Genomic DNA, 22,627 nt, shown 5'->3' on the forward strand with positions numbered 1-22,627 from the left:
GAGACGCCGATGCTGTTCTCGGTCGGCTTCCTGATCACCTTCCTGCTCGGTGGTCTGTCGGGCGTGCTGCTGGCCAGCCCGCCGCTGGACTTCCACGTGACGGACAGCTACTTCGTCATCGCGCACTTCCACTACGTGCTGTTCGGCACCATCGTGTTCGCCACCTACGCGGGCATCTACTTCTGGTTCCCGAAGATGACGGGCCGTCTGCTCGACGAGCGTCTGGGCAAGCTGCACTTCTGGCTGACCTTCATCGGTTTCCACACCACCTTCCTGGTCCAGCACTGGGTCGGTGACGAGGGCATGCCGCGCCGGTACGCCGACTACCTGCCCTCCGACGGCTTCACCACGCTGAACGTCATATCCACCATCGGGGCCTTCATCCTCGGACTGTCCACCCTGCCCTTCGTGTGGAACGTGTTCAAGAGCTGGCGTTACGGCGAGCCCGTCGTCGTCGACGACCCGTGGGGCTACGGCAACTCCCTGGAGTGGGCCACCAGCTGCCCGCCGCCGCGGCACAACTTCACCGAGCTGCCCCGCATCCGTTCGGAGCGGCCGGCGTTCGAGCTGCACTACCCGCACATGGTCGAGCGGATGCGTGCCGAAGCGCACATCGGTCGATCGCACCACTAGAAATCAGCCGACCCGCCCGCGCCTAAGGCGCGGGCGGTTCTGCGTTAGGGGACCTAACGGATGACGCAGGAAAGCAACTCAAACGGGTCGGTGCTGATCACCGTCACCGGATTGGACCAGCCGGGTGTGACGTCGACGCTGTTCGGCGTGCTGTCGCGGCACAACATCGAGCTGTTGAACGTCGAGCAGGTGGTGATCCGTGGCCGCCTGACGCTCGGCGTCCTGGTCGCGGTGCCGGCCGAGGTGGCGAGCGACGTATTGCGCGCCGACGTGCAGCAGGCCATCGGCGAGCTGGGGCTCGACGTGTCGATCGACAGTAGTGACGACCAGCCCGTCCTGACCGAACCGTCGACCCACACCATCGTGGTGCTGGGCCGGCCCATCACCGCCGAGGCCTTCACCGTCGTCGCCCGCGAGGTGGCGGCGCTCGGGGTCAACATCGACTTCATCCGTGGCGTCTCCGACTACCCGGTGACGGGTCTGGAGCTGCGGGTGTCGGTGCCGCAGGTGGGCGGCGCCTACGCGCAGCTGCAGACCGCGCTGGCCCGTGTCGCGGTCGACGAGGGTGTCGACATCGCGCTCGAGGACTACAGCCTGGCCCGGCGGGCCAAGCGGCTCATCGTGTTCGACGTCGACTCGACGCTGATCCAGGGCGAGGTCATCGAGATGCTGGCGGCGCGCGCCGGCGCCGAGGCGAAGGTCGCGGCCATCACCGAAGCCGCCATGCGCGGCGAACTGGACTTCGAGGAGTCGCTGCGGGAGCGGGTGGCCACGCTCGCCGGCCTGCCTGCCGAGGTGGTCGACGAGGTCGCCGACCAGATCGAGCTGACGCCGGGCGCCCGCACCACGCTGCGCACGCTGCGCCGGCTGGGATACCACTGCGGTGTGGTGTCCGGTGGGTTCCGTCAGGTGATCGAGCCGCTGGCCGAGGAACTGATGCTCGACTTCGTGGCGGCCAACCACCTCGAGATCGTCGACGGCAAGCTGACCGGCCGGGTGACCGGCCCCATCGTCGACCGCCCGGGCAAGGCCAAGGCGCTGCGCGACTTCGCCAACCAGGCCGGTGTGCCCATGGAGCAGACCGTCGCGGTCGGCGACGGCGCCAACGACATCGACATGTTGTCGGCGGCCGGCCTCGGCGTCGCGTTCAACGCCAAGCCCGCGCTGCGGGCCGTTGCCGACGCCTCGCTGAACCACCCGTATCTGGACACTGTGCTGTTCATCCTGGGCATCACGCGTGGCGAGATCGAGGCCGCCGACGCCGTCGACGGTGTGGTGCGTCGGGTGGACATTCCCTAGGGATTCCCTGGCGAGGGCACGCCGGGACCGCTGTCGCGTTACAGTGGTGACTATTGATATTGATTTGCTGCGTAAGCGTGTGGGAGATGGTGACATGAAGCGTGCGGTTCTGGTTGGTGTGAGTGCTGTCGCGTTGGTCGCCGGCCCCTTGTCGGTCGTATCGGTGACGGCGGCCGCGCCCGCCTACGCGTGCCCCTGGGGGACCGTGCCGAGCCACTTCGAAGGCGTGTGCGTCAAGGGCACGGCGAATGGCAGCGGCCCGCAGGCGGTGCCGCCGCAGACGTCCAACAGCGGGACGGGCGCGCAGATCACCCAGTCGGTCGGCGGCCTGCAGACGGTCAACGGCATTCCCTGCACGCCCGAGCACATCGGCACCTGCATCGGCCTGATCCAGAGCCAGCAGTAAGTCTCGCTTCAGCCCACCTCAGACGACGAGGGCGTGAGCGTCCGGCGTACCCACGCCGGTGACGCCGCGCCACGCCTGAGCCAGCACCGCGACCGACTGGTGCAGGCGCTCCTCGGGCTGGGTGAAGGGCACGCGGATGAAGCGCTCCAGCGTGCCGTCGACCCCGAAGCGTGGCCCGGCGGGGATGACGAGGCCCATCCGAGAAGCCGCGGCGGACAGTGCTGAACTCATGGGTGCGGGCAGCCGCATCCACATCGACATGCCGCCGTGGCACGGGCTGGCCGTCCAGTCCGGGAGTTGTTCCTGCAGAAGCGAACTCACCAGCTCACGCCGGGCGCGCAACATGTCGCGACGGGCGGGCAGGACGGTGTCGGCCTGCCGGAGCAGGTCGGCCGACGCCAGTTGTTCGACGATCGCGGTGCCGAGGTCGATGGTCGGCCGCACCGCGGCGATGGCGGCCAGGGTGGACCGTTCGGCGCGAATCCAGCCGACCCGCAGGCCACCCCAGAACGACTTCGACATCGAGCCGACGGTGATCACCAGGTCGCGGCGGCTCTCCAGGTAGGAGGCCAGCGGCGGGGGCAGCGGATCGTCCAGCCAGATGTCGCAGATGGTTTCGTCGATGATGGTGCGGGTCCGGGTCTCGGCGATGATCCGGGCGAGGCGCTCGCGCCCCGCGGCCGGCAGGCTCAGCCCGGTCGGGTTGTGGTTGTCGACGATCAGATAGGCCAGGGTGGGGGCCAGTTGCCGCATGGCGGCCTGCACGGCATCCAGTTCCCAGCCGTCTTCGGCCATGCTGACGGGCACCGGCCGGGCGCCGGAGGCCGCGATGAGCGAGATGGCGCCGTGGTACGTCGGCTGTTCGATCAGCACGCGGTCGCCCGGGCGGGCGTAGGTGGCCAGCACGAGATTGATCGCGTGGAGCGCCCCGGTGGTCACCATGATCTCGTCCGGATCGGTGGGAAGACCTCTGGCGCAATATCTTTCGGCGATGGCCCGGCGAAGCTCGGCGACGCCGGTGAGTTCGATGCCGAGGTCGTGCAGATGTGGCGCCACGCGCTGGGCGGCGCGCGCGAACGCCTCGAGGGTGGCGGCCGCCGGCGCGGAGGGCGCGGCGTCGGCCAGGCTCAGCGTGCCGGTTCTGACGATGGGTGCCGGACTGGCCGTGAGCGCCGTGGGCGGCAGGGCCGTGGTGCTGCGGGCGCCGCGGCGGGCGTTGAGGTAGCCGTCCTCGCGCAGCTGGGCATAGGCCGCGGTGACGGTGGTACGGGAGACCCGCAGGGCGTCGGCCAGCGCGCGTTCGCTGGGATACCGGGCGCCGACGGGGAGCCGGCCGTCGACGATGAGCAGGCGGATGGCGTCGGCCAGGCCCAGATAGGCGGGGCCACTGAGGCTGGACGTGCGCCAGTTGCCCAATTCGCGTGCCAGAAGGACTTCGTCAAGTGATCTGGCTGACATCTCGATCGACATTGAAGCCAGTATCGGTCAACTGGCTATTGAATGGCAAGCCAGTTGGCCGGAAAACTGGTGTCATGCGAACGAACTGGCTATCAAAACTGGCTGAGAAGCGCACCCGGTCGAGGCGCGACAACCGCGCCGATGTCCGTGATCTGGATGCCGCCCGGGTGCGTCACGAACTGGACGCCATCCGCGCTCGCTTCCAGGACCACCGGTGATGGCAGCGGGCAAACGCGTCAGTGGGGCCGGCCTGACAATCCGCTCGGTGCTGCTGCTGGCGGGGCTGAGCGGCTACGGCCTGTCGATGGCGCTGTTCGTGCGGGCCGGCCTGGGCCTGGATCCGTGGGACGTCTTCCACCAGGGCCTGGCCAAGCACACCGGGCTGACCATCGGCGGCGCCACGGCGCTCGTCGGTGTCGTGGTGCTGCTGGGCTGGATCCCGCTGCGGAACCGGCCGGGCGTCGGCACCGTCGCGAACGTCATCGTCATCTCCGTCGTGGTCGACGCCGCCCTGATGGTGCTGCCGCAGCCGACGACGCTGCCGGTGCGCACCGCGATGATGGTCGGCGCCGTGGTGCTCAACGCCGTGAGCACGGTGATGTACATCGGTGCCGGGATGGGGCCGGGCCCACGCGACGGCCTGATGACCGGGCTGGTGGCCCGGACCGGATGGTCGGTGCGGCTGGTCCGCACCGGCATCGAGGTGACGGTGCTGGCCACCGGCTGGCTGCTGGGTGGCACCGTCGGCGTCGGAACCGTCGTGTACGCCTTGGGGATTGGGCCGCTGGTGCAACTGGTGCTGCGGTGCACCCCGACCCGGTGGCTCGCGGCCAGCGGATGGGCGCACGTGGTGGGGGACCGGGCAGCTGAACCGGCCGTGGCTACGATGAGCGAGTGCCCGGCGCCCTCAACGACAACCTCGTAAGGCCAGAAGTCCCGCCCGACTCGGACCAATTTATCGACTCCGTCGATGGCGACCTCCTGATCGAATTCTCGGCCGTCACACTGCGCCGCGGCGGTGCCACCCTGGTCGGCCCGATCGATTGGTCGGTGGAACTCGATGAGCGCTGGGTCGTCCTCGGTCCCAACGGCGCGGGCAAGACGTCGCTGCTGCGCATGGCGGCCGCCGTCGAGCATCCGTCGTCGGGCACGGCGTTCGTCCTCGGCGAGCGGCTGGGCCGCACCGACATGTCCGAGCTGCGGTCGCGGATCGGGCTCAGCAGTTCGGCGCTGGCACAGCGGATACCCGACGACGAAGTGGTGCGGGACCTCGTGGTCTCCGCCGGTTATGCCGTGCTGGGCCGGTGGCGCGAACAGTACGACGACGTCGACTACAACCGCGCGCTGGACACCTTGGAGAGCATCGGCGCCGAACACCTCGCCGACCGCCGTTACGGCACGCTGTCCGAGGGTGAGCGCAAGCGGGTGCTGATCGCCCGGTCGCTCATGACCGACCCGGAGCTGCTGCTGCTCGACGAGCCGGCGGCCGGACTGGACCTCGGCGGGCGGGAAGAACTGGTGGCCCGGTTGGCTGATCTGGCCGCCGACGCCGACGCACCCGCCTCCGTCCTGGTCACGCACCACGTCGAGGAAATCCCGGAGGGCTTCACGCACTGCCTGCTGCTCTCCGAGGGGCAGGCGATCGCCTCGGGGCTGCTGCCCGAGGTGCTCACGTCCGAGAATCTCTCCCAGGCCTTCGGTCAGTCGATCGCCCTGGAGTACATCGACGGGCGGTACTTCGCCCGTCGTACCCGCAGTCGCGCGGCGCACAGGAGGCGTTTATGACCGAACTCGACCCGCTGCATCCCAGGCCGGCCGCGACCGTGATGCTGGTGCGCGACGGCGCGCCCGGCATCGAGGTCTTCCTCATGCGTCGCACCATGTCGATGGCCTTCGCCGGCGGCATGACGGTCTTCCCCGGCGGCGGGGTCGACGAGCGCGACCGCGACGCCGACATCGCGTGGACCGGACCCGACCGCACCTGGTGGGCCGAGAAGTTCGGCGTCGACCCCGTGTTGGCCGGCGCACTGGTGTGCGCCGCCGCTCGCGAGACCTTCGAGGAGTCCGGCGTGCTGTTCGCCGGGCCGGCCGACGACCCGGACGGCATCGTCTCCGACGCGACCGTCTACCACGAATCCCGGGCCGCGCTGGAAAGCCGTGAACTGTCGTTCGGGGAGTTTCTGGCCCGCGAGAAGCTGGTGCTGCGTGCGGACCTGTTGTGGCCGTGGGCCAACTGGATCACCCCCAAAGAGGAACGCACCCGCCGCTACGACACGTTCTTCTTCGTCGGTGCCCTGCCGGCCGGCCAGCGCGCCGACGGCAACAACACCGAGAGCGACCACGTCGCCTGGCGTACGCCCGCGGCCGCACTGGAGGAGTTCGCGCAGGGGCATTCGTTCCTGCTGCCGCCCACGTGGACGCAACTGAGCTCGCTGGACGGCCGCACGGTCGGTCAGTTGCTCAAGGACGAGCGGAAGATCGAGCCGATCGAACCGGTGCTCACCATGGGCGAGGGCACATGGGACATCGAGTTCTTCGATGCCGAGCGATACAAGGCGGCCCGCGCCGGCAGGGCGCAGTGATGGACATCGGCGAGTTCGTCCAACTCCACGTCACCGACGGCATCGGGACCCTGCTCCTGGCCAGGCCACCGCGCAATGCGCTGACCCGCCAGATGTGCCGAGAGGTCACCGCGGCCGCCGAGGAGCTGGGCCAGCGGTCCGACGTCACCGCCGTCATCGTGTACGGCGGCCACGAGGTCTTCTGTACCGGTGACGACGACCACGAGACCAGCACCCTCGACGCTGCCGAAGCCCGCGTCGCGGGCGCGGTGTGCCGCGCCGCGGTCGACGCCGTCGCCGCCATTCCGCGGCCCACTGTCGCGGCCGTCACCGGCTACGCGCTGGGCAGCGGCCTGACGCTGGCCCTGGCGGCCGACTGGCGGATCAGCGGTGACAACGTGAAGGTGGGGTCGACGGAGATCCTGTCGGGCCGGGCACCGGCCGAGGGCGCCGCGGCGCGGTTGGCGGCGGCCGTCGGCGACAGCCGGGCCAAGGACCTGGTGTTCAGCGGCCGGTTCGCCGGTGCCGAGGAAGCGGTGGCCCTGGGTCTGGTCGACCAACTCGTGGCGCCGGACCACGTCTACGACGAGGCGCAGAAGTGGGCGCGCAGGTTCCTGGACGCGTCGCCCGAGGCGCTGGCCACAGCAAAGGCGGCGTTCGCGGTTCGCTGAACCCGTGCTCAGCGGGTGAACAGAACCGTGGATGTGAACTCCCGGTGACGGGGCAGTTAGGCTGACCTGCATGACGAGTACCGACCAGACGTCCGAGGTCGCCGCAGCCGACGCTGCCGCCCAGGTATCCGAGGTAGTTGACCAGGCCCCCAACCCGCACGCGACGGCCGAGCAGGTCGAGGCGGCCCGCCACGACACCAAGCTGGCGCAGATCCTGTACCACGACTGGGAAGCCGAGAGCTACGACGACAAGTGGTCGATCTCGTACGACCAGCGGTGCATCGACTACGCGCGCGGTCGCTTCGACGCCATCGTCCCCGACGAGGTCCAGCGTCAGCTGCCGTATGACCGTGCCCTCGAGCTCGGCTGTGGCACCGGCTTCTTCCTGCTGAACCTGATCCAGGCCGGCGTCGCCCGCCGCGGCTCGGTGACCGACCTGTCCCCGGGCATGGTCAAGGTGGCCACCCGCAACGGCAAGGCCCTCGGTCTGGACATCGACGGCCGCGTCGCCGATGCGGAGGGAATCCCCTACGAGGACAACACCTTCGACCTCGTCGTCGGACACGCGGTGCTGCATCACATCCCCGACGTGGAGCTGTCGCTGCGTGAGGTCGTCCGCGTGCTCAAGCCGGGCGGCCGCTTCATCTTCGCCGGCGAGCCCACCACGGTCGGTAACTTCTACGCCCGCCGCCTGGCCGACCTGACGTGGAAGACCACCGTCGCGGCCATGAAGCTGCCGGGCCTGGAATCCTGGCGCCGGCCGCAGGAGGAGCTCGACGAGAACTCGCGCGCCGCCGCGCTCGAGTGGATCGTCGACCTGCACACGTTCGAGCCCGCCGACCTGGAGCGCATGGCCACCAACGCCGGTGCGGTCGAAGTCGCCACCGCCAGTGAGGAATTCACCGCCGCCATGCTGGGCTGGCCGGTGCGGACCTTCGAGTCGACGGTGCCCCCGGGCAAGCTCGGCTTCAAGTGGGCCAAGTTCGCCTTCGGCGGCTGGACCACGCTGAGCTGGTTCGACGCCAACGTGTGGCGCCGCGTCGTGCCGAAGGGCTGGTTCTACAACGTGATGATCACCGGGGTCAAGCCGTCCTGACGGTGTCCTCGGCGGACCCGACGCTCCTGACGCTCTGACGTGAGCGGCTATGCCTTCACGCTCGACGATGTCGCCTACCTGACCGGAGCCGGTCAGGAGGCGCTCGCCGAGGTGGCTGCCCGGCCACTGACCGATGCCCACCGGGTATCCGACATCGCTTGGGCGCGTTCGCGTTTCGGTGACCGTGCGGCCGTGCTGGTCGAGACGGTGCTGCTGCGTCGCCGGGCCGTCGCCAAACTGGCCGAGCTCGGCGACGTCGCCGGCTGGCTGTTCACCGACGAGGCACTGCAGCAGGCCACGGCCGGGGCCGTCGCCGTTCATCGGGCGCGGCGGTTGTCCGGTCGCGTCGTGCACGATGCGACGTGTTCCGTCGGGACAGAACTTGCCGCCCTGAGCAATTCGGGTGATTCCGCGCCCCGCCTCGTCGGCAGCGATCTCGACGCGGTCCGGCTGGCGATGGCGCGGCACAACGTGGGCGACCGGGCGCTGCTGTGCCGTGCGGACGCGCTCCGCCCGATCACGCGGGACACGGTGGTGGTCGTCGACCCGGCGCGGCGCAGTTCGGGCCGCCGCAAGTTCGATCCCCGCGACTACGCCCCGCCGCTGGACGAGTTGCTCGAGGTCTACCGGGGCCGCGATCTGGTGGTGAAATGCGCACCCGGCGTCGATTTCGGCCAGCTGGCCGAGCTGGGATTTCGCGGCGAGGTGCAGATCACGTCGCTGGCCGGCAGTGTCCGGGAGGCCTGTCTGTGGTCACCGGGGCTGGCCCCGTCCGGCGTCACGCGCCGGGCCACGGTGCTCGACAAGACCGGCCAGGTGGCCGAGGAATTCACCGATGCCGATCCGGATGACTGTCCATCGGGGCCGGCGGGGCGGTGGATCGTCGACCCCGACGGCGCGGTGGTTCGGGCCGGTCTGGTGCGCCACTATGCGGCGCGGCACGGCCTGTGGCAGCTCGACCCGGCGATCGCGTATCTGTCCGGCGACGAGTTGCCCAGCGGTACAAGGGGTTTCGAAGTAATCGAGCAGATCGCCTACAACGAGAAGCGGCTCCGGCAGGCGCTGTCCGCGCACGGGGCGTCGGCCGTCGAAATCCTGGTGCGCGGCGTCGACGTCGACCCGGATGCGTTGCGCGCCAAGCTGAAGCTGCAGCGGTCGGGTGGGCAGCTCTCCGTGGTGATCACGCGCATCGGTGCCGGGGCCGCCGCCCGGCCGACGGCGTTCATTTGCCGGCCGTCGCGCTGAATCACCTGGTCGCAGTTCATGCCCGGGACGGGTAGGGCCGACAGGTACGCTGGAACCGGCGGCGACGTGCCGCCATTTCTTGATCCCCGGAGGATTCACCAGATGCGCCTTCCCGCACTCGCCGCAGTGATCGCTGCTTCAGGGGCGGTCGGTTTGCTCGGCACGCCTCTTGCGGCCGCGACCCCGGCGAAATGCCCGGAGCTGGGCGGTGTCGTCGACGGCTCGCGGATGTGTCAGATTCGGGACACCACCCGCGGCTACGCGCTCAACATCAGCTATCCCATCGACTACCCGGATCAGCAGGCCGTGGTCGACTACATCACGCAGACGCGCGACGGATACGTCAACGTCGCGAAGATGCCCGGACCGCACGAGACCTCATACGAGCTGGATACCACCGCGACGCAGTACACCGCGGCGATCCCGCCCCGTAACACCCAGTCGGTCGTGTTCAAGACGTTCCAGGATGTCGGCGGTGCGCATCCGCAGACCTTCTACAAGACGTTCACGTGGGACCTGGTCCAGCGCAGGCCGATCACCATCGAGAACCTGTTCGCGCCTGGCGCACAACCCTTTCCGGTGATCCTGCCGCTGATTCAGGGCGAGCTGATCCGCCAGTCCGCACAGCCGGTGCTGATGCCGCCGGCAGCCGGGCTGGACCCCGAGACCTACCAGAACTTCGCGATCACCAACGACTCGCTGATCTTCTTCTTCAGCCAGGGACAGGTGCTACCGGAATCCGCCGGCGCGGTGCAGGTGACGGTGCCGCGCGCCCCGATCGAGGCCATGCTCGCCTAGTGATTCGTGCACGATTTTCCGCGGTTGCCGCGGAAAATCGTGCACAAATCCCTGTTCAGGCTGGGGCGAACGCGTAGACCTGGCCGTCGCTCGTCGCGGTGATGACGCGCTTGTCGTGCCCGACGGACACCCCGACGGGCCAGCCCGTGGCGCCCGGCAGCGGATAGCTGTTCACGGTGTGGCCGTCGGCGGGGGAGAAGACCACCAACGCCTGGCCGGCCTGACCGTCGCGGACCACGACGTACCCGACGTCGGTGCCGGCGCGCGTGGCCGTCGTCAGCGGCTCGACGTCGGCACGCGTCCACGCCACCTCGCCCTTGTCGCCCTTGTCCTTGACCGCGGTGAGCTTGGTCTGTGGCCCGCCGCCGGCGACCACCAGACCGTCCGGCGTCACCGATGGCGGCGTCTGCGGCTGGAACCCGAGGTTGACCGACCACTTGGCCTTGCCGTCGGCGGAGTTGACCGCCCAGAGGTGCTGATCGCGGCCGTTGACGTAGACGGTCTTGCCGTCGGCGGACAGCACCGGGCTGGCGATGGGGCCGCCGCCGACCGCCGTGCTGCTCCATTCGCGGGTCAGCAGCGGCGTCTGGCCCTCGTGGTAGCGCAGCCCGACCAGGGCCGGGGCATCGGTGCCCGGTTGCCACAGGCCCAGCACCACCATGTCGGTGTCAGGGGAGTAGGCGGGCGCCGCCGAGATGGGGCACGCCGCCTTGGCGGGCTGGCAGTCGGCCAGGCCGCGCGCCGAGTCGGCGGGGTCGACGCCGCTGACGAGGTCCAGCGGGGCGCCGATGGTCTGGCCGCGGTGGGCGTCGAACACCAGTACCTGGCCCAGATGTGTCACCACGAGGAGCTGGCCGGGCGACAGGATGCGCGGTGTCGTCGGCATCCCGATCACGGGCTGGCGCCAGCGGATCCACTGCGTCGGCGGGAACGACATGATCGCGCCGGGCTGGCCGACGTACATGTTGTCGAAGCCGTCGAACAGAGGGCTGGACATGCCGCCGCCCTGCCACAGCCGGGTACACCAGCGCTGGCGGCCGTGCTGGTCGCTTTCCCACACCATCAGGGAGCAACCATTGGACGACTGCGCGTTGATGGCCAAATAGCTGCCGGAGCCGAGGATCACCTGTGCGCCGAGATTGCCCTTGGCCGAGCGGGCCCAGTCCTGCTTCAGGCTGCCTGCCCCGGCCAACGCGGTGAAGCTGCTGTTGGCGGCGTCGCCGTACTGTGCCGGCCAGCCGTCCGACGGGTGCGCCTTGACCCAGGAGTCGGTGTTGCCGCACCCGGCAACGGTCAGGGTGACCGCCGCAACAGCAACGGCGGCGAGGCGGCGGATTCGGTGTGCAGGCATCGAGTCCCGAGACTAGCCCGAGACACGCGAATGTCCGATTTCGCCTCGCGTAGGCTTTCCGGCCATGACGACGATGTGGGGCGCACCGATTCACAAGCGATGGCGGGGTTCGCGGCTGCGCGATCCGCGGCAGGCGCGGTTCCTCACCCGCGAGTCGCTGAAGTGGGTGCTCGACAACAAGGCCTACACCCCGTGGTACCTGGTGCGGTACTTCCGGCTGCTCAAGTTCAAGCTGGCCAACCCGCACATCATCACGCGTGGCATGGTGTTCCTCGGCAAGGGCGTGGAGATCCAGTGCACGCCCGAGCTGGCGCAGATGGAGATCGGTCGCTGGGTCCACATCGGTGACAAGAACACCATCCGCTGCCACGAGGGCTCGCTGCGGTTCGGCGACAAGGTGGTGCTGGGCCGCGACAACGTCATCAACACCTACCTGGACATCGAGATCGGCGAGTCGGCGCTCATGGCCGACTGGTGCTACGTCTGCGACTTCGACCACAAGATGGACAGCATGGAGCTGCCGATCAAGGACCAGGGCATCATCAAGGGCCCGGTGCGGATCGGGCCGGACACCTGGATCGCCGCCAAGGTGACCATCCTGCGCAACACCAGCATCGGCCGCGGCTGCGTGCTCGGTGCCCACGCGGTGGTCAAGGGCGAGATTCCGGACTTCTCCATCGCGGTCGGTGCCCCCGCCAAGGTGGTCAAGAACCGCAAGCTGGACTGGGAGACCTCGGCCGCCGAGCGCGAGGAACTCGCCCGCGCCTTGGCCGATATCGAGCGCAAGAAGAGCTCCCGGTAATTCAGCTCGTGTAGTCGAGAGTTGTCATCATGCCCGCCTCCTGGTGATAGGCGTTGTGGCAGTGCAGCATCCACTCACCGGGGTTGTCGGCGACGAGGGCGACGGTCAGCTTCTGCTTGGGCAGCACGATCAGCGTGTCCTTGCGCGGCCCGCGCCGGCCGTCGGGCTGCAGCACCTGGAACGTGTGCCCGTGCAGGTGCATGGGGTGCCACATGGTCGTCGAGTTGGTGAAGCTCATGGTGGCGCGCTGTCCCTGCCGGATGGTCAGGGCCTTGCGGTTGTCGAAGCCCCGCCCGTTGATGCCCCAGTCGTACTTCATCATCGAGCCGGTGAGTTCCGCGGCCAGCGTGACGTCCGGCGTGATGGGTCCGAGGTCGACGGCCGAGGTGGCCGTGAAGTCGGCGACGGTGCCCACCTTCCGATTCAGCTCCGCCGGGCGGAAAGCGGGGTCCGGCGCGGCGCCGGCGCCGGCGGAGAGGATGGCGCGCGCGGCGCTGTCCTTGCCTTCGGCCACTGCCACCAACGGGAAGACGCCGGAGCCTGCCGTGACGATGACGTCGTAGCGCTCGCCCATGCCCAGCAGCAGCGCGTCCACGTCCACCGGGTCGACGGGGAAGCCGTCGGTGTGGGTGACCGTCATGCGGTGGCCGGCCAGCGCCACCCGGAACGCGGTGTCGGCGCCGGCGTTGATGATGCGCAGCCGGATGCGCTGACCCGGTTTGGCATTGAAAACCGTTGGTGCGGCGGGAATCCGGCCGTTGGCGAGGAAGTAGGGGTACTTGACGTCGCCGGCGTCGCCGCCGAGCAGCGGGCTCGTCGCCATGGGCATGTCACCCATGCCGCTCATATCATGGCCGCCCATGTGTCCCATGCCGGCCATGGCCCGCAGACCGTCGTAGATCTGCTGGGGTGACTTACCGGCACCCGAGGTCCAATCATCAAGGACCACAATCCATTCCGCGTCGTAACGGCCGCGATCCGCGGGATCGTCGATGACCACCGGCAGGTACAGCCCGTAGTCCGCGTCCAGACCGGTGTGCGGATGCGCCCAGTAGGTACCGGCGTGCGGGGCCGAGAACGTGTATGTGAAGTCGTTGCCGGGCTTGATGTTCGGTGTCGCGGGTGCCGCGCCGTCCATGTCGTTGCGCAGCGCGATGCCGTGCCAGTGCACCGACGTGTCATGGTCGAGGCCGTTGGACACGCGGACCGACAACTCGTCGCCCCCCGACGCGCGGATCAGCGGTCCGGGCACCTGGTCGCCGTAGGCGAGCGTCTGCACCGTGACGCCGCCCAGGTCGACAGTGGCCGGCTGCGGGCGCAGTGCCACCGCGACGGTGCGCCCGGTGTGCGGGCGGGCGGCCTCGGCGGCGGCGATGGCCTTCTGGTCGACGCCGCCTGCCGCGGTCGGCGTCTTGCTACACGCGGCGACGCCGGCAAGCGCGGATGCGCCTGTGACGGCAGAGGCGATCAGGAAACTACGGCGAGTGAACACCCTGCCGTTTGTACCCCCGGGGGGTATATCCGTCAAGCGTGGTCAGCTCGCGGGGCAACACAAAACTGTCCCTCTTTCAGGGAAAAGGGACAGTTCTATGGATTTTCGGTGGACCGGACTCAGCCGCGGTCGGGCAGCGGGCGCTCCACGATGGGACGACGCGCGTGCGGCAGGCGCTCGCCGCGCTTGGCAGCGAGGTAGACGTCCGAGGTCTCGGCCGCGACCGTCTGCCACGAGAAATCGTGGTTCAACCGGTCGCGCGCGGCCAGGGCGCGCTGCTGCGCGCCCGCGGGGTCGTCGAGCACCTTGCGGACGGCGGACGCCAGCGCGCCGACGTTGCGCGGCGGACAGGAGACGCCCGTCTTGCCGTTGATCACCGCTTCGCCGAGCCCGCCGACGTTCGACGTCACCAGCGGGGTGCCGGCCGCGGCGGCTTCCAGTGCGACGATGCCGAACGGCTCGTAGTGGCTCGGCAGGACCGCGGCGTCGGCCCGGTGCAGCAGCTCGAGCAGCCCGGAATGGTCAACGCGGCCAACGAAATTCACGGCCTTGGTGACCTTGGCCTTGCGGGCTTCCTCGACCAGCCAGTCGTACTGCGTGCCGTCACCGGCGATGGTCAGCGTGGTGCCCGGGTGGGTCCGCCGGATGCGCGGCATCGCGGCGATGACGTCGTGCACGCCCTTCTCGTACTCGAGCCGGCCGACGAACAGCAGCTCGGCCGGGCCGTCGTGCTTGCGCCGCATGGCGAACGGCCAGCCGGCGGTGTCGATGCCGTTGCAGATGACGCTCACGTCGGGCAGCTCGGGTCCGAACAGCTCGGTGATCTCCTCGCCCATGGACACCGAGCAGGTGATCAATGAGTCGGACTCGTGCACGAGCCACGATTCCAGCGAGTGCACCTGGCGGCTCACGGGGCCGGAGAGCCAGCCGGAATGCCGGCCGGCCTCGGTGGCGTGGATGGTGGAGACCAGCGGCACGTCGAAGAACTCGGCCAGCGTCACGGCGGGGTGGGCGACCAGCCAGTCGTGCGCGTGCACGACGTCGGGCGTCCAGTCGCGCAGGCTCAATCCGGCGCGAATCATGGCGTGCCCCATGGCCAGTGTCCAGGCCATCATGTCGGTGCCGAATTTGAACTCGTTCGGGTCGAGGGCCGCGGAGATCACCCATACGCCCTCGTGCACCTCGTTGGTGGTGGGGTGCGTGCTGGGGTCGGTGTCCGCGGGGCGACGGCACAGCACCACGACCTCGTGGCCGAGGGCGGCGAGCTCGACGGCCAGATGGTGGACGTGGCGTCCGAGGCCACCGATCACCACGGGTGGGTACTCCCACGAGACCATGAGGATTTTCATCGCTGCCTTCTGCTCTTCGCGCAAGCGCTCATCGGTGCCCTCGGCTCTTCGCGCAAGCGCTCATCGGTGCCCTCGGCTCTTCGCGCAAGCGGCTCATCGCGGCAACCTCCGCGCGTCCAGGGCGCCGAACAGTCCGTCGGCGCGGTTCCAACCCTCCGCGAGCTTCTGGGCCTGGTCGCGTCGTCCAGACGCGAGGGCACCGGCGATCTCCCGGGTGGCGTGCGCGTGCAGGTGCGCGCGATAGCGAGCATATTCCGCCGCGGTGTCTTTGCTCACCATGAAGGGCCAGTCGCTCGAGACGGTCAGCAGGGCTTCGCGCAGGATCTGGTCGGCCACGCGGTCACGGGCCGGGTACGCCGAATCCTGCGCCAGGACCTTGTCCACCGTGGTCAGCGCGGTATCGACGACCTCGGCGTTGAGCGTCACGAAGTCGGCGACCTGCTCGCCGGACCAGACCTGCCAGTCCTTGCCCGAGCCCCAGGAACTGGGCGGCAGTTCGACGGGGGAGCCGACGAACCCGTTGTTGATCGCGTCCGACAGGGTGCCCACCTGGACACCGGCGGCCGGCAGCGCGCGCAATACGCGTCCCAGCCACTCCGGTCCCTCATGCCACCAGTGCCCGAACAGTTCGGTGTCGAAAGCGGCGACGACGTGGGCCGGGCGCCCGGTGCGCTCGGACTCCGAGAGCAGCCGGCGCCGAACCGTGTTCACGAAATCCGCGACGTGCGCGTCGATCGCGGCGGTGGCCCGCTCCGGCTCGTACGGGGCCTTGGACTCCGACGGGACGGTGCGGCCGGTGACCCGGGCCGGCTTGAGGCCGGTGAGGTGGTCGTACGTGTGGAAGTCGCGGTACGCCGGGTGCCCCGGGTAGCCGGACTTGGGCGACCACACGCGGTAGCTGACCTGCAGGTCGCGGCCGAAGGCGACGACGTCCGACTCGCCCACGGGACGGCCGAGCGCGGTGTCGCCGTGCAGTGACGGGCCGTCGACCATGAAGTGGGTGACGCCGGCGGCGGCGTAGCCGGTCTCCATGCCGGGCGCGTAGGCGCATTCGGGCGCCCAGATGCCGCCGGGGGTGTGCGCGAAGCGGGCGCCGGCGTCGGCCAGGCCCTCGCGCAGCGCGAACTCCCGCAGCCGGGGGTTGAGCAGCGGCTGGAACGGATGTGACAGCGGGCCGCCGAGCAGTTCGATGGTGCCCGCGCCGATGAGCTGCCGCAGCACGGGGCTGCCGCCGTGCTGCCAGTGATCGGCGAACTCGGCGAGCGCCGCACCGGCCTGCTGGTGCTCGTGAACACCGAAGGCGCGCAACGCTTCCGGTGAGTTGAAGGTCTCAGGGGCGCCGCTGGAGTCTGTCCCGTCGCTCCGCTCGCCCCGGCCGCCCCGCACGGTGGTCGCCTCCAGCGCGCGCAGCTGCCAGTTGGACAGCCACTGCTGCATACCGGCCAGGCAGTATGGATCGTCGAGCTGGGCGGTGACGACGGGTGTCATGCCGAGGGTCAGCAGGTGGCCGCGGCCTTCCTCGGCCAGCTCGCGCAGCACGCGCGTCAGGGGCAGATAGGCCGTCGCCCACGACTGGTACAGCCACTCCTCGCCGACCGGCCAGCGGCCATGGTGGGCCAGCCACGGCAGGTGCGTATGCAGCACCAGGGTGAACATCCCCGGTACTGGTGCGCTCGACGAATCACTCACGGCCGCACCGCGATTGCCACCAGGTCGAGGCTGTCATCGATGTTTGCGGCGTCGGCGTCCAGCAGATCGAAGTCGTCGATCGTCACCGCGGCCACGTCGGCCAGCAGGTCCGCGGGCCAGGGTGCGTCGGCCACGGCGCGGTCGATCTGGGCCTGGATGATGGAGCCGCCCTGCCGGGCGTCGACCTCACGCAGTCCGGCGCCGTGATACACGCCCAGCATGGCCTCCATGACGAAGCCCTGTTCGGTCAGCAGTTCGGTCATCTCGGCGGCGTTCAGTTCCCGGGTGTGGAACGGGTTCAGCGGGGTGTCGCTGCCGGGGGTGAAGGTGATCCGGTTGGGCGTGGACATCAGTAGCACGCCACCCGGGCGCAGCACCCGCAGGCATTCGGCGACGAATTGCCCTTGGTCCCAGAGGTGTTCGATCACCTGGAAGTTGACGACGACGTCGACGGAGGCGTCGGGGAGCGGCAATGCGGCCAGGTTGCCGTGCAGCATCTCGACCCGCGGGTAGCGGGCGCGGATGTGCGCCACGGAGGACTCGTCGTAGTCCAGCCCGATCACCCGCCGCGCGACGTCGGCGATGAGGTCGGCGCCGTAGCCCTCGCCGGCACCGGCCTCGAGGACGTCGCGGTCGCGGCAGCGCTCGACCAGGCGCCGGTAGACCACCTCGTGGCGCCGGAACCAGTAGTTCTCCTCGGCCAGGTCCGGGACGGTGCGCTCACCGGTCAGTGGCATCACTGGCACTGAGGTTGCCGCGTGGCTGTCCGGCTGGGTTTCGGGAAAAGTGCTCATTAGATAGGCAGGCTAGCCCAGAGTGGTACCGCTGATCCCATGCCCGATCGGTTGGGCCGTCCCACCTGCTGGTTCTGTCATGTTGCCCAACACCCTCAAGTGTGGTCAAGAAAACAAAAGGCGGCATCCTCGGGCCGCGTTCGACCAGCTATGGTGTTCCTGCGCCATGCCACATAAGTTACCGAGTAGTAACATGTTGGTCGTTGCGTTAATCGTGAATGCCAGGCCGACCGCCGGCCTCATCGAGGAGGACGAACCACACCCATGACGAACATCGTGGTCCTGATCAAACAGGTCCCTGACTATGAGTCGGAGCGCAAGCTCAACGACGGCGACTTCACCCTCGACCGCGAGTCCGCGGACGCGGTGCTCGACGAGATCAACGAGCGCGCCGTCGAGGCTGCGCTGCAGATCAAGGAGAAGGAAGAGGCCGCCGGCGGCGCCGGCACCGTCACCGTGCTGACCGTCGGACCGGAGCGGGCCACCGAGGCCATCCGCAAGGCTCTGTCCATGGGCGCCGACAACGCGGTGCACGTGAAGGACGACCAGCTCAAGGGCTCGGACATCGTCCAGACCGGTTGGACCCTGGCCCGCGCGCTGGGCACCATCGAGGGCGCCGAGCTGGTCATCGGTGGCAACGAGTCCACCGACGGCGTGGGTGGCGCGGTTCCGGCCGTCATCGCCGAGCTGCTGGGCCTGCCGCAGCTGACCTCGCTGCGCAGCATCTCCGTCGAGGGTGGCAAGGTCACCGGCGAGCGTGAGACCGACGAGGGCGTCTTCGGCCTGGAGGCCACCCTGCCCGCCGTCGTGAGCGTCAACGAGCGCATCGGCGAAGCCCGCTTCCCGTCGTTCAAGGGCATCATGGCCGCCAAGAAGAAGCCGGTCACCGTGCTGACGCTGGCTGAGATCGGTGTCGAGGCCGACGAGGTCGGTGTCGCCAACGCCAGCAGCAAGGTGCTGTCGTCGACGCCGAAGCCGGCCAAGGCCGCGGGCGAGAAGATCGCCGACGAGGGCGAGGGCGGCACCAAGATCGCCGAGTACCTCGTTGGTCAGAAGCTGATCTAGCCCCCACCACACCGAAACTTCCAGAAAGACACAGAGGCAAATACGCATGGCTGAAGTACTTGTGCTCGTCGAGCACGCCGATGGTGCCCTCAAGAAGGTGAGCACCGAACTGATCACCGCTGCCCGTGTGCTCGGTGAGCCGTCGGCAGTTGTGGTGGGTGCCCCCGGCACCGCCGCGCCGCTGACCGACGCCCTCAAGGCCGCCGGTGCGGCCAAGATCTACGTCGCGGAGTCGGCCGACGCGGCCAACTTCCTGGTCACCCCGACCGTCGACGTGCTGGAGGCTCTCGTCGAGTCCGCGGCCCCGGCCGCCGTTCTGACGGTCGCCAGCACCGAGGGCAAAGAGGTCGCCGGTCGTCTGGCGGCCCGCCTGGGTGCCGGCCTGCTGGTCGACGTCGTCGACGTCAAGGCCGGTGGCATCGGTGTGCACAGCATCTTCGGTGGCGCTTACACCGTCGAGGCGCAGGCCAACGACGTGCTCCCGGTGATCGCTGTCCGTCCGGGTGCCGTCGAGGCTGCCCCGGCCGACGGCGCCGGTGAGGTCGTCAACGTCGAGGTTCCGGCCCAGGCCGAGAACGCCACCAAGATCACCTCGCGCGAGCCGGCCGTCGCCGGTGACCGTCCGGAGCTCACCGAGGCCAGCGTCGTGGTCGCCGGTGGCCGTGGTGTCGGCAGCGCCGACAACTTCGCGGTCGTCGAGGCCCTGGCCGACTCGCTCGGCGGTGCTGTCGGTGCTTCGCGTGCCGCGGTCGACTCGGGCTACTACGGCGGTCAGTTCCAGGTCGGCCAGACCGGTAAGACCGTTGCCCCGCAGCTGTACATCGCCCTCGGCATCTCGGGCGCCATCCAGCACCGCGCCGGCATGCAGACGTCCAAGACCATCGTTGCGGTCAACAAGGACGAAGAGGCCCCGATCTTCGAGATCGCCGACCTCGGCATCGTGGGTGACCTGTTCCAGGTCGCACCGCAGCTGACCGACGCCATCAAGGCTCGTAAGGGCTGATTTTTTTCTGCGTGAGCAGAAGCGAAGGTGCCCCAAAACTTCGGTTTTGGGGCACCTTTGTGTCTGGGCATGACTGCTGACAGCAACCAGAACGGTGGTGCCGATGGCGAGCCAGGATCGCGGGCCGGTCTTGCGTGGCCGCGACAGCGAGATCACGACGCTGCGCGGCCTGTTGTCGGCCGCGCGGTCGGGTAGCAGTCAGGTGCTGGTCCTGCGGGGCGAGGCGGGGGTCGGGAAGACCGCGCTGCTGAGGTATGCGGTCAATGCCGCGGACGGATTCCGCTGTGTCCAGGTGACGGGCGTCGAGTCCGACATGGAGCTGGCCTACGCGGGCCTGCAGCAGCTGTGCGCGCCGCTGATGCATCACCTCGACGAGTTGCCGACGCCGCAGCGGGGTGCATTGGACGTGGCCTTCGGCCGCGGCGTCGGAGCGGCGCCGGACCGTTTCCTGGTGGGGCTCGCGGTGCTGAGCCTGTTTGCCGCCGCAACGGCGGATCAGCCGCTGTTGTGTGTGGTCGACGACGCGCAGTGGCTCGATCAGGTGTCGGTGCAGACCCTCGCTTTCGTGGCGCGGCGCTTCCTCGCCGAGCCTGTCGTGCTGCTGTTCGCGGCCCGTGACGCCGGAGCCGAAGCGCTGGGGCCGTTGCCGGAGCTGGCGGTGACCGGGCTGTCCGATGCCGACGCCCGAGACCTGCTCGATTCGGTGCTGTTGGGGCGGGTCGACGAACGGGTGCGCGACCGCGTCGTCGCCGAGACACGGGGGATCCCGCTGGCGCTCCTCGAGGTCCCCCGCAGTGTTTCTGCCGCCGAGCTCGCCGGTGGCTTCTGGAACATGGGCACCGGGCGCAGCGTGACGAGGCAGGTCGAGGACGGCTACCGGCGTCGCGTCGAGGCGCTGCCACCGGCTGCTCAGCAACTGTTGTTCCTCGCCGCCGCCGACTCGGTTGGGGACGCGGCGCTGTTCCAGAGGGCCGCAACGACTTTGGGACTGTCCGTCGGTGCTCTGGCGCCGGCCGAGGCGGCCGGACTCATCGAGTTCGGCGCGCGGGTGCGTTTCGGCCATCCGTTGATGCGTTCGGCTGTCTATCGTGCGGCCGACGTGAACGCGCGCCGAGCGGTACATCGGGCTCTGGCCGAGGCCACCGATCCCCGGCAGGATCCCGACCGCCGCGCATGGCATTTCGCCCACGCGGCGGCGGGGCCCGACGACGCTGTCGCCGCGGATCTCGAGCGCTCCGCCGGCCGGGCCAAGAGCAAGGGCGGCGTCGCCGCGGCAGCGGCCTTCCTGGAACGCGCGACGGTTCTCACCGCGGACCCGGCCCTGCGCGCGGCACGGGCGCTCGCGGCGGCACAGGCCAAGCGCGACGCGGCGGCACCGGCTGCGGCGCATGAACTCCTGGCGATCGCCGAACTCGGGCCGCTGACGAATCTGCAACGGGCGCAAGTGGATCGGTTGCGGGCCGAGATGCAATTCGCCCGCAGCCGCGGCGGCGGGCCCGGCGTGCCGCCGCTCAGCGACGCCGTGCAGAAGTTGCTCGCCGCGGCACGAGATCTCGAGACGCTCGATGCCGACCTTGCCCACGAGACATATCTCGAGGCGCTCGCCGCGGCGATGTATGCGGGCCGGCTGGGTGGGCCGGACATGCTGGTACAGGTGGCCGAGGCCGCGGGCGCTGCCCTCGGCAGTGCGGCCGAGCTGCAACGGCCGGTGGACTTGCTGCTGAGCGGGGTGGCGAGCCGGATCGTCACCGGCGGCGGTACCGAACAGATGCGCGCCGCGCTGGAGCTCATGTGCCGGCACGCGCAGGACGCCGACGGCCAGCTCCTGCGGTGGATGCCGTTGGGACTGGCCATCGTTCAGGAATCGGCCGTCGGCGAGATTTGGGATGACGGCATCCACCGGCTGCTGGCCACCGCCGTGATTCGTCAGGCGCGTGACGCCGGTGCCTTGGCCGCGCTTCCGCCCGCACTCGCCTTCGGGGCCGGTGTGCATCTCCTGGCAGGCGAATTCGACACGGCGGCAGCACTTATCGCTGAGGCTGCCGTCATCTCGGCGGCGACCGACTATGCCCCGTTGCGGTACCACTCGCTGTCGTTGGCGGCGTTTCGTGGGGTTGCCGCCGATGCGGTCGGCCTCATCGAGTCCGCGGCGGCCGATGCGGCGGCCCGCGGCGAAGGCCGGGTACTCGGGGTCACTGGGTTTCTTTCGGCGGTCGTCTACAACGGACTCGGGCGTTATGCCGAAGCGTTCGCGGCGGCCAGGAACTGTTGCGACTACGACGATCTCGGCTTCTTCAGCTGGGGTCTGATCGAGCTCGCCGAAGCCGCAACGCGCATCGGCGACAAGCAAACCGCGGAGTGGGCAGTGCGGCGGCTGGCCGCGCGCGCGGGCGCCAGCGGCACCGATTGGGGACTGGGAGCGCTCGCCCACGCGCGCGCCCTGGTGGCCGACGACGAGGACGCCGACGCCCTGTACACCGAGGCCATCGAACGGCTCGGGCGCACCGGCGTTGTCTTCCTGCAGGCCCGGGCCCGGTTGTGTTACGGGGAATGGCTGCGCCGCATGAACCGCCGCGTGGCGGCGCGGGAGCATCTCGCGGCGGCGTTCGAGATGCTCAATCGGATGGGGGCAGAGGCGTTCGCAGAGCGCACGCGCCGCGAGCTGATCGCCGCCGGCAAGAAGGTCCGCAAGGAGCCGGTCAGTTCCGGTGACGAGCTGACGACGCAAGAGGCCCAGATCGCCGAACTGGCCGCCGGCGGTCTGACCAACCAGGAGATCGGTGCCCAGCTGTTCATCAGCACCCACACCGTCGAATGGCACCTAAGAAAAGTCTTCGTCAAGCTCGGCATCACCTCGCGGCGGCAGCTGCGCACGCTGTTCCCCGCGCGCTGAACTGCGCCACCGAACCACGTAC

21 protein-coding genes are annotated in these 22,627 nt (G+C 69.4%); 15 read left to right on the plus strand and 6 right to left on the minus strand.

What is annotated here, in order from left to right; translation table 11 throughout:
• From H289_RS0122670 to H289_RS0122680, 3 genes are all read left to right on the plus strand, one after another.
• A partial coding sequence (locus H289_RS0122670; RefSeq protein WP_020103123.1) for a cytochrome c oxidase subunit I occupies positions 1–633 on the plus strand: 633 nt, incomplete at its 5' end.
• A 60-nt stretch (positions 634–693) separates the two neighbouring features.
• Positions 694–1,932 (plus strand): phosphoserine phosphatase SerB, encoded by a 1,239-nt coding sequence (gene serB, locus H289_RS0122675; protein ID WP_020103124.1) that lies wholly within the window; start codon positions 694–696, stop codon positions 1,930–1,932.
• A gap of 94 nt (positions 1,933–2,026) precedes the next feature.
• Positions 2,027–2,338 (plus strand): hypothetical protein, encoded by a 312-nt coding sequence (locus tag H289_RS0122680; protein ID WP_020103125.1) that lies wholly within the window; start codon positions 2,027–2,029, stop codon positions 2,336–2,338.
• An 18-nt stretch (positions 2,339–2,356) separates the two neighbouring features.
• Here H289_RS0122680 and yczR read toward each other — a convergent pair whose 3' ends face one another.
• Complete coding sequence (yczR, locus tag H289_RS0122685; RefSeq protein WP_020103126.1) at positions 2,357–3,808, minus strand: MocR-like transcription factor YczR; 1,452 nt, start codon at positions 3,806–3,808, stop codon at positions 2,357–2,359.
• On the opposite strand from yczR, the gene H289_RS33495 reads away from it, so the two are divergent.
• The 8 genes from H289_RS33495 to H289_RS0122725 all read left to right on the plus strand — a co-directional run bounded on the left by H289_RS33495 (position 3,781) and on the right by H289_RS0122725 (position 10,167).
• Entirely contained in the window at positions 3,781–4,014 is a 234-nt protein-coding gene (locus H289_RS33495) for a hypothetical protein (protein ID WP_177127380.1), read from the plus strand. The two genes, yczR and H289_RS33495, sit on opposite strands and share 28 nt — an antisense overlap.
• Positions 4,014–4,721: a membrane protein YczE gene (yczE, locus tag H289_RS0122695; protein WP_020103128.1), complete on the plus strand. Its 708-nt coding sequence runs from the start codon at positions 4,014–4,016 to the stop codon at positions 4,719–4,721. The genes H289_RS33495 and yczE overlap by 1 nt, the downstream gene beginning before the upstream one ends.
• 32 nt (positions 4,722–4,753) lie before the next feature.
• A complete protein-coding gene (locus H289_RS0122700) occupies positions 4,754–5,581 on the plus strand; it encodes an ABC transporter ATP-binding protein (protein WP_029105613.1) in 828 nt (275 codons plus the stop codon).
• A complete protein-coding gene (locus tag H289_RS0122705) occupies positions 5,578–6,378 on the plus strand; it encodes an NUDIX hydrolase (RefSeq protein ID WP_020103130.1) in 801 nt (266 codons plus the stop codon). Before H289_RS0122700 ends, H289_RS0122705 begins: the two co-directional genes overlap by 4 nt.
• The gene (locus tag H289_RS0122710) at positions 6,378–7,028 is read left to right on the plus strand and encodes an enoyl-CoA hydratase (protein WP_020103131.1); all 651 of its coding nucleotides are present in this window, start codon (positions 6,378–6,380) and stop codon (positions 7,026–7,028) included. Before H289_RS0122705 ends, H289_RS0122710 begins: the two co-directional genes overlap by 1 nt.
• A gap of 70 nt (positions 7,029–7,098) precedes the next feature.
• Positions 7,099–8,124, plus strand: coding sequence for a class I SAM-dependent methyltransferase (locus H289_RS0122715; RefSeq protein WP_020665455.1), 1,026 nt, complete (start codon positions 7,099–7,101; stop codon positions 8,122–8,124).
• Between the two features lie 39 nt (positions 8,125–8,163).
• Complete coding sequence (locus H289_RS0122720; RefSeq protein ID WP_020103134.1) at positions 8,164–9,369, plus strand: THUMP-like domain-containing protein; 1,206 nt, start codon at positions 8,164–8,166, stop codon at positions 9,367–9,369.
• Positions 9,370–9,471: 102 nt separating this feature from the next.
• On the plus strand, positions 9,472–10,167 hold the full coding sequence (locus H289_RS0122725; RefSeq protein ID WP_020103135.1) for an esterase: 696 nt from the start codon (positions 9,472–9,474) through the stop codon (positions 10,165–10,167).
• Positions 10,168–10,222: 55 nt separating this feature from the next.
• On the opposite strand, the gene H289_RS0122730 is transcribed toward H289_RS0122725, so the two are convergent.
• Complete coding sequence (locus H289_RS0122730) at positions 10,223–11,518, minus strand: outer membrane protein assembly factor BamB (RefSeq protein WP_020103136.1); 1,296 nt, start codon at positions 11,516–11,518, stop codon at positions 10,223–10,225.
• A gap of 64 nt (positions 11,519–11,582) precedes the next feature.
• Here H289_RS0122730 and H289_RS0122735 point away from each other — a divergent pair, with 64 nt between their 5' ends.
• Positions 11,583–12,320, plus strand: coding sequence for an acyltransferase (locus H289_RS0122735; protein WP_020103137.1), 738 nt, complete (start codon positions 11,583–11,585; stop codon positions 12,318–12,320).
• 1 nt (position 12,321) lies between these two features.
• Here H289_RS0122735 and H289_RS0122740 read toward each other — a convergent pair whose 3' ends face one another.
• The 4 genes from H289_RS0122740 to H289_RS0122755 form a co-directional block, all read right to left on the minus strand.
• The gene (locus H289_RS0122740) at positions 12,322–13,812 is read right to left on the minus strand and encodes a multicopper oxidase family protein (protein ID WP_020103138.1); all 1,491 of its coding nucleotides are present in this window, start codon (positions 13,810–13,812) and stop codon (positions 12,322–12,324) included.
• 119 nt (positions 13,813–13,931) lie between these two features.
• The gene (locus tag H289_RS0122745) at positions 13,932–15,161 is read right to left on the minus strand and encodes a glycosyltransferase family 4 protein (protein ID WP_020103139.1); all 1,230 of its coding nucleotides are present in this window, start codon (positions 15,159–15,161) and stop codon (positions 13,932–13,934) included.
• Positions 15,162–15,254: 93 nt separating this feature from the next.
• Complete coding sequence (locus tag H289_RS0122750; RefSeq protein WP_020103140.1) at positions 15,255–16,817, minus strand: 1,4-alpha-glucan branching protein domain-containing protein; 1,563 nt, start codon at positions 16,815–16,817, stop codon at positions 15,255–15,257.
• Between the two features lie 29 nt (positions 16,818–16,846).
• The gene (locus tag H289_RS0122755) at positions 16,847–17,644 is read right to left on the minus strand and encodes a class I SAM-dependent methyltransferase (RefSeq protein WP_029105616.1); all 798 of its coding nucleotides are present in this window, start codon (positions 17,642–17,644) and stop codon (positions 16,847–16,849) included.
• Positions 17,645–17,908: 264 nt separating this feature from the next.
• On the opposite strand from H289_RS0122755, the gene H289_RS0122760 reads away from it, so the two are divergent.
• From H289_RS0122760 to H289_RS0122770, 3 genes are all read left to right on the plus strand, one after another.
• Positions 17,909–18,709 (plus strand): electron transfer flavoprotein subunit beta/FixA family protein, encoded by an 801-nt coding sequence (locus H289_RS0122760; protein ID WP_020103142.1) that lies wholly within the window; start codon positions 17,909–17,911, stop codon positions 18,707–18,709.
• 46 nt (positions 18,710–18,755) lie between these two features.
• Entirely contained in the window at positions 18,756–19,712 is a 957-nt protein-coding gene (locus H289_RS0122765; RefSeq protein ID WP_020103143.1) for an electron transfer flavoprotein subunit alpha/FixB family protein, read from the plus strand.
• A 103-nt stretch (positions 19,713–19,815) separates the two neighbouring features.
• On the plus strand, positions 19,816–22,605 hold the full coding sequence (locus tag H289_RS0122770; RefSeq protein ID WP_020103144.1) for a helix-turn-helix transcriptional regulator: 2,790 nt from the start codon (positions 19,816–19,818) through the stop codon (positions 22,603–22,605).
• Positions 22,606–22,627: the final 22 nt, after the last annotated feature.

Source organism: Mycobacterium sp. 360MFTsu5.1, from assembly GCF_000383495.1.
Taxonomy (GTDB): Bacteria; Actinomycetota; Actinomycetes; order Mycobacteriales; family Mycobacteriaceae; genus Mycobacterium; species Mycobacterium mucogenicum_B.